Origin of the sequence: Haloferax litoreum, from assembly GCF_009674605.1 — an archaeon.
GTDB lineage: Archaea > Halobacteriota > Halobacteria > Halobacteriales > Haloferacaceae > Haloferax > Haloferax litoreum.
This window is the reverse complement of sequence record NZ_WKJO01000001.1, coordinates 2,247,602-2,260,391: the sequence shown is the minus strand read 5'-3', so window position 1 is coordinate 2,260,391 and position 12,790 is coordinate 2,247,602. Positions and strand designations below refer to the sequence as shown.

Sequence of the window (12,790 nt, the reverse complement as noted above, 5' to 3'; positions counted from 1 at the left end):
ACTACTAGGGCTGACATGGGGCCCATAGCTCAGTGGTAGAGTGCCTCCTTTGCAAGGAGGATGCCCAGGGTTCGAATCCCTGTGGGTCCATGGTAAGCAATGTTCAACCCTCGTTGAATCGTGCCCCTTAAGTGTGGGACGGCGATACGAAGGAATGAGCATTGACGACTGATGCACCAACCCGCGCAAGCGTGGTTGGGAAGGGTCGAAAACGCGCCAGAAGACTACTGGGCGTTTGATGAAACCGTGTGTACGTGCAATCCAGGCGTCCACTGGACCCGTTCTCCGGGTCACAGTGACTATATCAACTGGCTACTGTGCCAGCTGGTGGATAGCTCGGCTCGAGAGCCGATGACGGACGTGCCAAGCTGCGAAAAGCCTCAGGGACCCGCATGGAGGGAAAGAACTGAGGATCTCCGAATGGGAATCCCCACGCAATTGCCTTGCGCAATGGGGAACGCTCCGAATTGAAACATCTTAGTAGGAGCAGGAAAAGAAAGCAATCCGCGATATCGTGAGTAACGGCGAGTGAAAGCGACACAGTCCAAACCGAAGCCTTCGGGCAATGTGGTGTACGGACTACCCGTAACGGACCTGGATCTTACACGAAGTCTCCTGGAACGGAGCGTGATACAGGGTGAAAACCCCGTAGTGTAAGAAAAAGGTCCCGGGGTTGTTCCAGAATAGCGGGGGTTGGATATCCCTCGTGAATTACGCAGGCATCAACTGCGAAGACTAAACACTCCTCGAGACCGATAGCGAACAAGTAGCGTGAGCGAACGCTGAAAAGCACCCCGAAAAGGGCGGTGCAATAGGGCTTGAAATCAGTTGGCGATAGAGCGACGTAGCATACAAGGTCGTTCGACGAATGAATTGGAAGCGATTCCATAGTAAGACTCGAACGAAGCCGATGTTACGTCGTACGTTTTGAAAAACGAACCATGGAGTGCATCTGACTGGCGAGTCTAAGGGGTGAACCCCCGGAGGCATAGGGAAACCGATACGGCCGCAGTCTTTGACCAGGGCCACCGTCTTCAAGGGCGGGGAGCCAACCGGATGCGACCCGAAACCAAGTGATCTACGCCGGAGCAGGGTGAAGCGTGGCGAAAGCTGCGTGGAGGCCCGTTAGAGTTGGTGTCCTACAATACCCTCTCGTGACTCTGGTGTAGGGGTGAAAGGCCCATCGAACTTGGCAACAGCTGGTTCCAACCGAAACATGTCGAAGCATGACCTCTGATGAGATAGTTCGTGAGGTAGAGCGACCGATTGGGAATCCGGACTCCGAGAGGAGTTCGCTTCCCTGTCAAACTCCGAACTTACGAACGTCGTAGACTCAGGGAGTCCGGTGTGCGGGGTAAGCTTGTGCACCGTGAGGGAGACAACCCAGAGCTAGGTTAAGGACCCAAAGTATGGATTAAGTGCGATTGAAGATTGTCTCGAGCCCTAAACAGCCGGGAGGTGAGCTTAGAAGCAGCTACCCTCTAAGAATAGCGTAACAGCTTACCGGCCGAGGTTCGAGGCGTCGAAAATGATCGGGGCTCAAATCCATCTCCGAGACCTGGCGGCGTACTCATAGTACGATTCCGTAGGTTGGCATACTGTTTGGGTGGAAGCACGGGGGAGACTTCGTGTGGACCGAGCAGCAACGAAAATCATGGTCTCAGTAGCAGCGAGAGTCGGGTGTGAACCCCGACGGCCTTACGCGCAAGGGTTCCTCGGCACTGCTAATCAGCCGAGGGTTAGTCGATCCTAAGTCTAACCGTAATTCGAATTAGATGAAAGGGAAACTGGTTAATATTCCAGTACCTTCTTGCACTCAAAGTCGACGCTTTAGGAAACACCGAGCGGGGCCTTCGCCCCGTCGAATCACCGAACTTCGTGGAAGCCGTAATGGCACGAAGCGAAAGAATGGTGAGATAGGGAAACTCGGCGGTACCTAGAGCCCGTGAAAAGACGAGCAAGAAGATCGTACCGAGATCCGACACAGGTGCGCTGGCAGAGCAAGCCAAGGCCTGTCGGGAACAACCGACGTTAGGGAATTCGGCAAGTTAGTCCCGTAAGTTCGCGATAAGGGATACCTGCTCTTGATCGAGCAGGTCGCAGTGACTCGGACGCTCCGACTGTCTAGTAACAACATAGGTGACCGCAAATCCGCAAGGACTCGTACGGTCACTGAATCCTGCCCAGTGCGGGTATCTGAACACCCATTACAATGGGACGAAGGACCCGTCAACGGCGGGGGTAACTATGACCCTCTTAAGGTAGCGTAGTACCTTGCCGCTTCAGTAGCGGCTTGCATGAATGGATCAACGAGAGCGTCACTGTCCCAACGTTGGGCCCGGTGAACAGCACGTTCCAGTGCGGAGTCTGGAGACCCCCAAGGGGAAGCGAAGACCCTATAGAGCTTTACTGCAGGCTGTCGCTGAGACGTGGTCGCTAATGTGCAGCATAGGTAGGAGCCGTTACACAGGTACCCGCGCCAGCGGGCCACCGAGGCAACATTGAAATACTACCCGTTAGTGACTGCGACTCTCACTCCTGGCGGAGGACACCGGTAGCCGGGCAGTTTGACTGGGGCGGTACGCGCTCGAAAAGATATCGAGCGCGCCCAAAGATTTCCTCACGCGAGTCGGAAACTCGTGGAAGAGCGCAAGAGCAAACGGAAGTCTGACAGTGACATTCCCAACGAGTGTCGCTGACGCGAAAGCGTGGTCTAGCGAACCTACGAGGTTCATTCATGGGACCCGTAGATGACAGAAAAGCTACCTTAGGGATAACAGAGTCGTCACCGGCAAGAGCACATATCGACCCGGTGGCTTGCTACCTCGATGTCGGTTCCCTCCATCCTGCCCGTGCAGAAGCGGGCAAGGGTGAGGTTGTTCGCCTATTAAAGGAGGTCGTGAGCTGGGTTTAGACCGTCGTGAGACAGGTCGGCTGCTATCTATTGGGGGTGTTTAGGAACATGACGTGAACGTTCGTATAGTACGAGAGGAACTACGAATGGGTGCCACTGGTGTACCGGTTGTCCGAGAGGGCAGTTGCCGGGCAGCTACGCACCGCAGGGTAAGAGCTGAAAGCATCTAAGCTCGAAACCTACACGGAAAAGAAGTTCCACTGAGGTCACTCGTAGAAGACGAGTTCGATAGACTCGGGGTGTACGCAACGAGGCAACGAGTTGTTCAGCCCGCGAGCACTAACAGACCAAGCCACATTCATACGCACTGAGACCCGAGAACGGGTCCAGGCGCAAACTGGATTGCACGTACGTTAGTCAGACGCCACCGATATTGGTATCACAATGGTTCGATTCCATTGATCGGAATTAAGGCGGCCAGAGCGGTGAGGTTCCACCCGTACCCATCCCGAACACGGAAGTTAAGCTCACCTGCGTTCTGGTCAGTACTGGAGTGAGCGATCCTCTGGGAAATCCAGTTCGCCGCCCCTACTCATACTTCACCGAAAGCCCACCGGACACGCGTCCGGTGGGCTTTCTTCATTTACGGCGAGTGGATTCGCCACTCGCGTGCGGTTCGGTGCCCGTGAGCCGCAGCACTCGCGGGTCCTCACCCTTCTATTCAGACTCACGGACACCGCCTCGACGAGAGTGAACCGTCAGTACCCACGCAGTCAAGCTATCCTGTTGTCGCTGACCGCCGCCGAACCGATTCACGTCGAAAAACGGCGAAATCGACAGACGAAAGCCCGATTTCGAACCCGTTGAATGGCGTGAAATTCGGCGAAAACCGAAGTCACGGTTACCTTACTTTACTGTAGTAGGGTTAGAATGGGTGGTTGCATGCGCGGCAGCAAACTCACCACAGCAGTCATGGTCATTGCGATGCTGACCGTCGCGATGGTCCCCGGGACCGTCGGTGCGGCGACCACCGACACGTCCCTCCAGGTCGACGTCGAACAGGACGTCGAGACGGGCAACGCGACAGTGACCGTGACACAGAACGAGACGACCGTCGAGAACGCGACGGTCTCCGTGGTCGAATCGAGCGTCAACTACAGTGCGAACAACACCACGTACACGACGGGCGCGAACGGCACCGTCGAACTCCCGAACCCTGACGAACGCGTGAACGTCACGCTCGACGTCACCGCAGGTGACGGGAACAACACGACGACTACGTCCGTCGAGACCGAACTCGTCCCGCACAGCGAGTCGCTCGACGTGACCGTCGAAACCGACGACGAGAACGACACGGTAACCGCGACTGTCACGCAGTACGGTGACGCAGTCGAGAACGCGTCGGTGCAGGTCAACGGGACCGACTACGACAACACAACGAAAGAGACGGACGCGAACGGTACCGTCGAATTCACGGAACCGGTGAACACGACGAACCTGACCTTCGTCGCGAGCGCGAACGACGCGACGGCCGAGTCCACCGTCAGTTTCGAGGGTGACGACCTCTCGGTCGCTGTCGAACAAGACGAAAATGCGAGCGTCGTCGTCACCGTGACCGAAGACGGTGACGTCGTCGAAGGCGCGAACGTCACGGTCAGCGGCAACTACACCGACGCGGGTGACTACGTGACCGACGAGAACGGAACCGTCCACCTCGCGGACCCACTCGAAAACGTCACGGTCACCGTGACCGCCGAGTACGGTGACCAGACCGCCGAGACGACTGCGACCCTCCAAGGCGAAGTCGCCGAAGACGACCCGTTCGGAGTGCTCGTCAGCACGTTCGTGGAGCGTCTCAAGAGTACCGCGGGTGACGGCCCGATGGGACAGGCAGTCTCCGACTTCGTGACCGAGAACAACCCCGGGAAGGCGGACGAGAAACGTCCTGAACACGCCGGCCCGAAGGACAAAGACAACGGCAAGAACGGGCAGGCCGCCGAGAAGGGCGGAAACGACGACAAGCAGGGCCCACCGGAACACGCAGGTAACGACGACAAGAAGGACGACAAGAAGGACGACGACGAGGAAGAAGAGAGTAGCAGTTCTACGGAGGAGTCCGACTCTGAGGACGACTCCGACTCCAACGGCCCGCCGGAACACGCGAAGAAGGGCAAGTAAGTCGCAACTGCGGCTTTCTCTTTTCGAACGAACACCGTACCCGGAGCGGCAGCACTACAAACTGGAACCGTGTGGGTCGGCCGCTCACTCTCGGACGTCTATCAGTTCGACGTCGACGCCGCCGAGTGCACCGACTCTCGACGCCGACACGTCGAACCGTTCGACGGCGAGGCTCGCACCAGTCGCCACGAGTTCGTCGTCGACGCGGGCGGAGGAACCGCTTGGATACCACGCCGAGTCGTCGGTGACCTGCACCGCCGACCGGAGCGAGTCGCGGAGGCGACGGTGTGCAAAGAGCGTCGAGACGAACGCGAGTGACGCTGCGAGCGTGACACCGCCGCTGTCGAACGTCGTCGCCGTCGACTCTCGGCGTGCCGTTTCGAGCGCTCCTGCGAGCGCGAGTGACTGCCGCGCCTCCGTCTCGTCCGAGAGCGCACGCGAGAGCGCGGCGTCTTGCATCTCTCGAATCGCCGTCTCGGTCGTCGGTTCGGTGTCCATGGAGAGAATGTAGGGGAAGGTTTCTGCAGGGTGTTACGCCGCGTCGAACGACGGAGGGCGGAGCGTGTGGTCTACGAGCGTCTCGTCCGGCCGGAGTGTGACCGTCCCGAGGAGTACCGTCTCGCCCTCGGTTGCCTCGGTGGCGATGGTCCGGAGGACACGCTCTTGGTCGAGGGTCTCCCACGTGATGCGTTCGACGAGTCGCTGGAACGCCTCGGGGTCGGTCCACCCCGAGTCGATATCGGACGGAACGTTGACGACGAACCGCAGTTCCGTCTCCGTGACCTGGATACCGACGCCGAACGTGTCAGCATCTGTCTTCTCGTCGACTATCGCCGTGTCGTCCGTCGCCGTCTCGTCCGAGTCGGTCATCAGCGGGTGTGAGTGACGTGGAGACAAAGATGCACCGGACACCGTCCAATCGCGTCGCTGTAGAGAGGTGGCTTCAGGTGTCTTCCCCTCGGGGTGTCGTCGCTGAAATCACTCCGAACGGCCTCGGTAGCGTGTGAATTCCACGCACACGGCGGACGAACGTCGAACCGTTATTAGCGTTGGACCCGGCAGTCCGACCAACGAATGAGTTACAAGATCGGTCTCGTCGGAAAACCGTCCGTCGGGAAATCCAGTTTCTTCAATGCGGCGACGATGAACGACGTACCGGAGGGTGCGTACCCGTTTACGACTATCGACCCCTCCATCGGTGAAGCGTACGTCCGCGTCGAGTGTGCGGCCCCGGAGTTCGACGAAACGTGTACACCCTCGGTCGGGTACTGTGACGACGGCATGCGGTTCGTCCCGGTCAAACTCGTCGACGTTGCCGGTCTCATCCCCGGTGCCCACGAGGGCAAGGGTCTCGGCAACCAGTTCTTGACCGACCTCAACGAGGCGGACGTGCTGGTCCACGTCGTCGACTTCTCTGGCGAGACGGACATCGAAGGCGAGGCGACCGAAGGCCACGACCCCCGCGAGGACATCGACTTCCTCGAAAACGAACTCGACATGTGGTATCTCGGCATCCTCGAGAAGGGTATCGACCGCTACCGGTCGGGCTACCACGGTGAGGAGAAGGACATCGAAGTCGACCTCGCAGAGCAGATGTCGGCGTTCAAGACGAACAAAGACGAAATCAAGCAGGTCATCTTGTCTCTGGACATCGGCCTCGACCCCGACGAGTGGGACGACGACGACAAAGAGGCACTCGCCCGCGAGATTCGCAAGCGAACCAAGCCAATCATCATCGCGGCGAACAAGATGGACAAGCCGGTTTCACAGGAGAACTACGAGGAGATTACCTCGGACCCCGACTACGACCACCTCACGTTCACGCCCACGAGCGCACACGCGGAGAAGGCGCTAAAGAACGCCGACGAAGGCGGTGTCGTCGACTATCAACCCGGCGCGGACGACTTCGACATCGTCGGCGACGTGAGCGAAGAACAGGAGGCCGGTCTCGAACAGATTCGTGAGTTCATCGGCGAGTACGGCGGCACGGGCGTCCAGCAGTCTCTGGAGATGGCGCTGTTCGACGTGATGGGCGCAATCGCAATCTTCCCCGGCAGCGCCAACGGGAAGTCCGACTCACAGGGCGTCTTTCGCGACTGCTTCATCCTCCCCGAAGAGTCGACGACCGAAGACTTCGCGTACCACCTCCACTCCGACATCGGCGATGGCCTCCTCCACGGCATCGACTGTCACTCGAAGCGCCAAATCGGGTCGGACCACGAACTCGAACACCGCGACGTTGTCGAGATAATCTCGACGAACTGACCTTCATCGGCCGCAACCGTAACACGGTTATACACTCGGCGGTAGGGGCCGTGTATGGGTGAGGCCGAAACGTCTGCGGCGACACTCGACGTCGAGATCGGGGGACTCGGCGGCGAAGTAACGCTCGCAGACCTCTTCCCACCGACGTGGGTCGAATCACACAGTGATGCGACATCTATCGGTGACTTCGTCGATAACAGCGGATTCGACGTCTCCGACCAGGAGTCGTTCGAGTCCATTCCGACCCACAAGTGGGACCGATACGTCAATGCACACTCCGAGTTCGACGACTGGCAGTCGATGCTGTCGGCCGCCGTCGAACGCTACGTCCTCGAACGGGCGGGAACCACCGGCGTCGACGACGCGTCGAGCGCCGAACGCGAGTCGGCCAGAGAAGAGTCCGCCGAGGCGAATGCCTGAAGGCGTGACGACTGCGACGAATTCTGTTTAGTTCTGTGCGGTGTCGCGGACAGACGCAGCACCGCGCGCAACCGCGTCGTCACACCACTCTCGAGTCTGTGCTGTCGCAACCGAGAGTGGGTCGTCCGGGTCGTCCGGGTGGGATTGGAGGTCCAGTGCCCACCACTCTACGTCGTGCCACTCGTCGTGTTTGTAACCCATGCGCTCGAATCGACCCACACGTTCGAACCCGAAGGACTCGTGGAACGCGATGCTCGCCGGGTTCGGCGTCGTGACGACGGCGTAGGCAGTCACGTAGCCCATCTGTTCGAGTATGTCGAGGAGTGCCGTGTACAACCCACGGGCGACACCGCGGCGCTGGAAGTCCGGGTCGACGTATATCGACGTTTCGACCGCCCATTGGTAGGCGTCACGTTCGCGGATAGGCCCGGCGTAGGCGTATCCAACCACGTCGCCGTCGAGTTCGCAGACCAACCACGGGTGGTGGGTCTTCTTCCGCAGTTTCGTCTCGAGGTCGGTGACGCTCGGAGGGTCGTACGCGAACGTGATGGCCGTCTCTTCGACGAAGGGTTCGTAGATGTCTCGGATGGCGGGGAGGTCAGACTCCGTCACGGGGCGGAGGCGAACGGTCATATCTCTGGTGGGGTCGTGGGGAGAGATAGATGCGGCGATGGCGGCCGGTCTCGCGAGTAGCAGGGAATCTGATGCCCGGGGCTGACCCCTCAGGTGTCAGCGGACGTGGTGCCGATAGTCTCTGCGTACGCACGGGCACGACGGCGGATGTCGTCCGCGTCGGCCCGGACGTGTTCGCCGCCATCGTAGAGCACTTCCCCGTCCACCATGGTGAAGACCACGTCGTCGCCGTGTGCCGAGAAGACGAGGTGCGACAGCACGTCGTGGAGTGGCGTCGCGCGCGTCACGTCGGTGGTCAGGCCGACGATATCGGCTTTCCAGCCCTCACGGAGACGTCCGACGCCGTCGAATCCGGCCGCTTTCGCGCCGTTTCTGGTGGCCATCTCGAAGATAGTCGCGGCGGGCGTGGTCCTCGGGTCGAGTGAATCGACCTTCTGGAGCAGACTGGCCTGCCGCATCTCTGTAAAGGGGTCGAGTGTGTTGTTACACGGCGGGCCGTCGTTCCCGAGGGCGACGTTGATTCCGCGTTCGAGGTAGTCGGTGATTGGTGCGACACCCGACGCGAGTTTCATGTTCGACGACGGGCAGTAGGTGACGTGCGTGCCAGTCTCCGCGAGTACCTCGCGCTCGGACGCTTCGGTGTGGACACAGTGGGCGAGGACGACGTCGTCACCGGTGAGACCGACTTCGTCCAACCAGTGGATGTTGCGCATCCCCGTCTCTGCTTCGACCGTCGCGATTTCCTCTCGGTTCTCGCTCGCGTGCGTGTGGATTCGGACCCCGTCGTAGGCGTCTGCGAGTTCGCGGACGCCGCGGAGACACGCCTCGGAACACGTGACTGCGAACCGCGGTGTGAGCGCGTACTGGATGCGCCCGCCGAACGAGTCGTGGTACTGTTGGATGAGTCGTTCCGACTCGGCCAACGCCGCGTCGGTGTCTTCCTGCAAGTCGTCGGGCGAGTTCGTGTCCATCAGCACCTTCCCGATGCGCCCACGGATTCCCATCTCACCCGCCGCCTCGAAGGCCTCGTCGGCGTGTCGGACGGAGAGGTGGTCGACGACAGTCGTCGTCCCGGACTCGATACATTCGAGGTAGCCGAGTTCCGCGGCGGTGCGCATCCCGTCGGCGTCGAGACTGGCTTCCATCGGGAGGACGTGGTCGAACAACCAGTCGAGGAGTGACGTGTCGTCGGCGATACCTCGCCCGAGCGACTGGACCGAGTGGACGTGCCCGCCGACGAGTCCCGGCGCGACGATGTCGAACTCGCGTCGGTGGTGGTTGGGGTACGTCTCTTCGAGCGACGCTCGCTCGCCGACGGCGACCACGTGGTCGCCGTCGACGACGACGGCCCCGTCTTCGATGATAGTGGTCGCGTCCGCAACCACCGTTCCCGCGAGTAACATCCTCGTTCGGGTAGTCGACCCGCGCTGAAATAGGTGGGGGTACCAACGACGGGCGACTGGACGGGCGGTGACCTGCGCCGAGGGCGTGGTCCGGTCGAAACAGGTACCAAGAATTATTATCGGCTCATATCCGAACAACTGTACGATAGATGCCGAGCCCGGAGCACGACGATGTGGACGTAAACGACATCTCGCCACGAGCGTGGCGTCTCCTCCGGACTGCGGCGGGGTACGAACAGCGTGGCGTCGAGAAAGTCGTCGACGACATCATGCAAGCACACATCTCGATGCTGGAGAACAATACGCGAAGCCTCTCGACCCAACGTCTGCACGACCTGTTCGAACTCTACGCGGCAGAGCTCACAGACGAACAAATCGCCGCCATCGTCGATAACTTTTGACCCGAGAATTGGACGACGTCTCGGTGGGTAAAAACCCACCCTGGTTTCGAGGGTATCGAGGCACGAACCTACGCGCACGACGTCAGAGTATGTACCGACTACTCATCCCCATCGACGACGACGAGGACCGTGCGCTTCGACAAGCGAGGTTCGTCACCGACCAACCGTACGACCTGTCCGAAGCAGAGGCCGTGTTGACGCACGTGATGCACGGGCGAGAGAAAGACGCTCCAAAATCGATGCAGCACCCGGGACGCGTCGCGAGTGTGAAGCGAGCCAGAGAGTACCTCGAAGACCACGGCGTCGAGGTAACCACCGTCGAGGCCAGCGCCCCACCGGAAGACGGCATCATCGAACTGGTCGACGAAGTCGACGCCGACCACGTCGTCATGGGTGGGCGAAAACGCTCGCCCGCCGGCAAGGCCGTCTTCGGGAGCGTCACCCAGACGGTCATCCTCAAATCCGACGTTCCGGTGACGGTCACCGGATAGCCCACCCGCATCTCGGTTCACCGGCATCCTGACACCGCGCTTTTTCTTCTCGGCTCACGTTTCTCGGGTATGCGCACCGACTCAACGACCGACGGGAGTGCGTCGACGAGAGCCACGGCCGAATCGTGGCCGGTTACCCTCTGGGCGTTCGTCGCGAGCGTGGTTCTCCTGTCGGCGACGGCGCTCTTCGGCGGTGCCGCACTCGTCGCCGCGCCGGATGGGAGTCGCGTCGATGCAGTCATCGACATCGACCCGACGCTTCTCGCTGGGTCACCGTTTTCGGACTACACCATTCCCGGTGTGATTCTCTTCGTGGTCCTCGGTCTCCTCCCGCTCGTCGCACTGTACGGGTTGTTCGCGCGGCGCGCGTGGGCGTGGGCTCTCGGCGTGGTCGTCGGCGGTGCCCTGCTCGTGTGGATTGCCGTCGAAGTCGCCATCGTCGGCTACATCGACGTTCTGCAACCGCTGTACGCACTGCTCGGACTCTTCATGCTCGCTGTACTCGCCTCGCCGTCGGTTCGGACACGGTATCCGGGGAGTGAACTGTGGGTGCGGATGCGTTCTGGGTGAGGAGTGCGGGCACTCTGGCAGGGACTCGAACACGGTCGCTCTGCCCACTTCGTTCGCGACGCTCTCTGATTCGAATCCCTTCGAGTCGCTCACACAGGCTCACAGTCCGCGCGACACGCACAGCAGTCGCTTGGAAGGTAGTTCGTCAGAGAAGTGCTCCGTCAGGGATTCGAACCCTGGTCATCACCGTGAGAGGGTGATATGATTGGCCGGACTACACCAACAGAGCACGTTGGTACATTCACAGTTATCGCGCGGTTTCGTAAAAGGTTGTCGTTTCTGAAGGGGTATGACACCCACTGCCGTGTTGCGATTAGACGACCTGTGACCCGGCGCGATACACCTGCTCAGTCGTCCGCCACGCACTCGCATCGTCGCTCGGGTCGTCGGCGAGGACGACGAGGTCAGCGACGTACCCCTCGGCGACTTTGCCGACGTCGTCCAGTCCGAGTAAGTCTGCCGCGCTGACGGTTGCCGCGTCGAGGGCTTCGGCGGGTGAGAGGCCGTAGTCGACCATCAGTTCCATCTCGCGGAGCGCGTTCTGGCCGTGTTCGTTGAACGGCGTCCCCGCGTCGGTTCCCATCGCAATCTTCACACCGGCGTCGAGGGCGTGTTCCCACGCGACTTCGAAGCGTTCGGCGGCGTCTTCTGCCTTGGCGACTGCCTCTTCGGGGATGCCGGCGTCGATTCCGTGTTCGACGATTTCGAGGACTGCCGAGGCTGTCGGGACCCAGTACGTCCCGTTTTCGGCGAGCAATTGGGCCGCTTCCTCGTCCATGAACATCCCGTGTTCGATGCTGGTGATGCCGGCGCGGGCAGCGTTTTTGATTCCTTCTTCGCCGTGGGCGTGGGCCGCGGTTGGGACGCCTTTGGCACTCGCGGCGTCCACGAGGGCGCGAATCTCGTCTTCGGTGAGTTCAGGGGCACCCGTGACCGCACCCTCCGTAAGGACTCCACCGGTCGCCATGCACTTGACCACGTCAGCGCCACGCTTGAGTTGTTCACGGGCGGCTTTTCGGACTTCGTTGGGGCCGTCCGCTTCGCGGCCGAACCAGTGGCCGTGACCACCAGTCATGACGACGTTCTCACCGGCGGCGAGGACACGCGGGCCGGGGACGTCACCGTCGGCGACGGCGGCTTTTGCACTCGTCGCGAGGTCCCCCGGCGACCCGAGGTCACGGACCGTCGTGACGCCTGCTTCGAGTGTCTCGCGGAGACTGGCGGTCGCCCGGTAACAGGCACGCTCGACTGGGTCACTTCTGTACGACGCCACGTCGGGACGACTGTCCATCATCAGGTGGACGTGGGAGTCGATGAGCCCGGGCGCGACGACGAGGCCCGACACGTCGCGCGCCTCACCGTCGATGTCGTCACCGACCGATTCGATTCGTCCCGTCGTTTCGTCGATGACGACGTTGGCGTCGCGGGTTCCGTCGGCATCGACGACCCGTGCACCGGTGAGTGTGAACATGCCTCTCTCAACCCGGTACGACGATGTAAAGACGTGGGTGGCGGCGAGGTGGCACGGGTGACTGACCCCACTATCTGTACTCTCCGACCGAACGACGACAACCG

The 12,790-nt window shown here is 60.7% G+C and carries 11 protein-coding genes, 2 tRNA genes and 2 rRNA genes; 9 read left to right on the top strand and 6 right to left on the bottom strand.

The genetic code is table 11. The features are described 5' to 3' along the window. Window positions 1–18 precede the first annotated feature (18 nt). The 4 genes from GJR96_RS11700 to GJR96_RS11685 all read left to right on the top strand — a co-directional run bounded on the left by GJR96_RS11700 (window position 19) and on the right by GJR96_RS11685 (window position 5,032). Window positions 19–90, top strand: a tRNA-Ala gene (locus GJR96_RS11700). A gap of 213 nt (window positions 91–303) precedes the next feature. Next, window positions 304–3,215 (top strand): 23S ribosomal RNA (locus GJR96_RS11695). Between the two features lie 108 nt (window positions 3,216–3,323). Beyond that, window positions 3,324–3,445, top strand: a 5S ribosomal RNA gene (gene rrf, locus GJR96_RS11690). Window positions 3,446–3,796: 351 nt separating this feature from the next. Next, window positions 3,797–5,032, top strand: a complete 1,236-nt coding sequence (locus tag GJR96_RS11685) for a hypothetical protein (protein WP_151163085.1) — start codon at window positions 3,797–3,799, stop codon at window positions 5,030–5,032. Between the two features lie 84 nt (window positions 5,033–5,116). Here the strand turns inward: GJR96_RS11685 and GJR96_RS11680 are convergent, their stop codons facing one another. Further along, window positions 5,117–5,530 (bottom strand): hypothetical protein, encoded by a 414-nt coding sequence (locus tag GJR96_RS11680; protein WP_151163084.1) that lies wholly within the window; start codon window positions 5,528–5,530, stop codon window positions 5,117–5,119. Window positions 5,531–5,563: 33 nt separating this feature from the next. Further along, a complete protein-coding gene (locus tag GJR96_RS11675; protein ID WP_151163083.1) occupies window positions 5,564–5,902 on the bottom strand; it encodes a hypothetical protein in 339 nt (112 codons plus the stop codon). Between the two features lie 204 nt (window positions 5,903–6,106). Here GJR96_RS11675 and GJR96_RS11670 point away from each other — a divergent pair, with 204 nt between their 5' ends. Beyond that, window positions 6,107–7,297 (top strand): redox-regulated ATPase YchF, encoded by a 1,191-nt coding sequence (locus GJR96_RS11670; RefSeq protein WP_151163082.1) that lies wholly within the window; start codon window positions 6,107–6,109, stop codon window positions 7,295–7,297. Window positions 7,298–7,351: 54 nt separating this feature from the next. Then, window positions 7,352–7,717 carry a hypothetical protein gene (locus GJR96_RS11665; RefSeq protein ID WP_151163081.1) on the top strand — a complete coding sequence of 122 codons (366 nt, stop codon included), beginning with the start codon at window positions 7,352–7,354 and terminating at the stop codon, window positions 7,715–7,717. Between the two features lie 27 nt (window positions 7,718–7,744). On the opposite strand, the gene GJR96_RS11660 is transcribed toward GJR96_RS11665, so the two are convergent. Together GJR96_RS11660 and GJR96_RS11655 are read right to left on the bottom strand one after the other, a co-directional pair. After that, window positions 7,745–8,350: a GNAT family N-acetyltransferase gene (locus GJR96_RS11660; protein ID WP_151163080.1), complete on the bottom strand. Its 606-nt coding sequence runs from the start codon at window positions 8,348–8,350 to the stop codon at window positions 7,745–7,747. Between the two features lie 89 nt (window positions 8,351–8,439). Further along, complete coding sequence (locus GJR96_RS11655; RefSeq protein WP_151163079.1) at window positions 8,440–9,753, bottom strand: 5'-deoxyadenosine deaminase; 1,314 nt, start codon at window positions 9,751–9,753, stop codon at window positions 8,440–8,442. Between the two features lie 149 nt (window positions 9,754–9,902). Between GJR96_RS11655 and GJR96_RS11650 the strand changes: the two genes are divergently transcribed. The 3 genes from GJR96_RS11650 to GJR96_RS11640 all read left to right on the top strand — a co-directional run bounded on the left by GJR96_RS11650 (window position 9,903) and on the right by GJR96_RS11640 (window position 11,215). Then, a complete protein-coding gene (locus GJR96_RS11650) occupies window positions 9,903–10,154 on the top strand; it encodes a hypothetical protein (RefSeq protein WP_151163078.1) in 252 nt (83 codons plus the stop codon). A gap of 89 nt (window positions 10,155–10,243) precedes the next feature. Further along, the gene (locus GJR96_RS11645; protein ID WP_151163077.1) at window positions 10,244–10,645 is read left to right on the top strand and encodes a universal stress protein; all 402 of its coding nucleotides are present in this window, start codon (window positions 10,244–10,246) and stop codon (window positions 10,643–10,645) included. Window positions 10,646–10,714: 69 nt separating this feature from the next. Then, the gene (locus tag GJR96_RS11640; RefSeq protein WP_151163076.1) at window positions 10,715–11,215 is read left to right on the top strand and encodes a hypothetical protein; all 501 of its coding nucleotides are present in this window, start codon (window positions 10,715–10,717) and stop codon (window positions 11,213–11,215) included. 154 nt (window positions 11,216–11,369) lie between these two features. Here GJR96_RS11640 and GJR96_RS11635 read toward each other — a convergent pair. Both GJR96_RS11635 and GJR96_RS11630 read right to left on the bottom strand, forming a co-directional pair. Then, window positions 11,370–11,444 (bottom strand) — tRNA-Glu (locus GJR96_RS11635). A gap of 84 nt (window positions 11,445–11,528) precedes the next feature. After that, entirely contained in the window at window positions 11,529–12,686 is a 1,158-nt protein-coding gene (locus GJR96_RS11630; protein WP_151163075.1) for a metal-dependent hydrolase family protein, read from the bottom strand. Window positions 12,687–12,790 lie beyond the last annotated feature (104 nt).

What these genes read in the sequence shown, in the direction of transcription:
- GJR96_RS11685 (WP_151163085.1), top strand. Translation starts at nt 3,797, where the DNA reads ATGCGCGGCAGCAAACTCACCACAGCAGTCATGGTCATTGCGATGCTG.
- GJR96_RS11680 (WP_151163084.1), bottom strand. Translation starts at nt 5,530, where the DNA reads ATGGACACCGAACCGACGACCGAGACGGCGATTCGAGAGATGCAAGAC.
- GJR96_RS11675 (WP_151163083.1), bottom strand. Translation starts at nt 5,902, where the DNA reads ATGACCGACTCGGACGAGACGGCGACGGACGACACGGCGATAGTCGAC.
- GJR96_RS11670 (WP_151163082.1), top strand. Translation starts at nt 6,107, where the DNA reads ATGAGTTACAAGATCGGTCTCGTCGGAAAACCGTCCGTCGGGAAATCC.
- GJR96_RS11665 (WP_151163081.1), top strand. Translation starts at nt 7,352, where the DNA reads ATGGGTGAGGCCGAAACGTCTGCGGCGACACTCGACGTCGAGATCGGG.
- GJR96_RS11660 (WP_151163080.1), bottom strand. Translation starts at nt 8,350, where the DNA reads ATGACCGTTCGCCTCCGCCCCGTGACGGAGTCTGACCTCCCCGCCATC.
- GJR96_RS11655 (WP_151163079.1), bottom strand. Translation starts at nt 9,753, where the DNA reads ATGTTACTCGCGGGAACGGTGGTTGCGGACGCGACCACTATCATCGAA.
- GJR96_RS11650 (WP_151163078.1), top strand. Translation starts at nt 9,903, where the DNA reads ATGCCGAGCCCGGAGCACGACGATGTGGACGTAAACGACATCTCGCCA.
- GJR96_RS11645 (WP_151163077.1), top strand. Translation starts at nt 10,244, where the DNA reads ATGTACCGACTACTCATCCCCATCGACGACGACGAGGACCGTGCGCTT.
- GJR96_RS11640 (WP_151163076.1), top strand. Translation starts at nt 10,715, where the DNA reads ATGCGCACCGACTCAACGACCGACGGGAGTGCGTCGACGAGAGCCACG.
- GJR96_RS11630 (WP_151163075.1), bottom strand. Translation starts at nt 12,686, where the DNA reads ATGTTCACACTCACCGGTGCACGGGTCGTCGATGCCGACGGAACCCGC.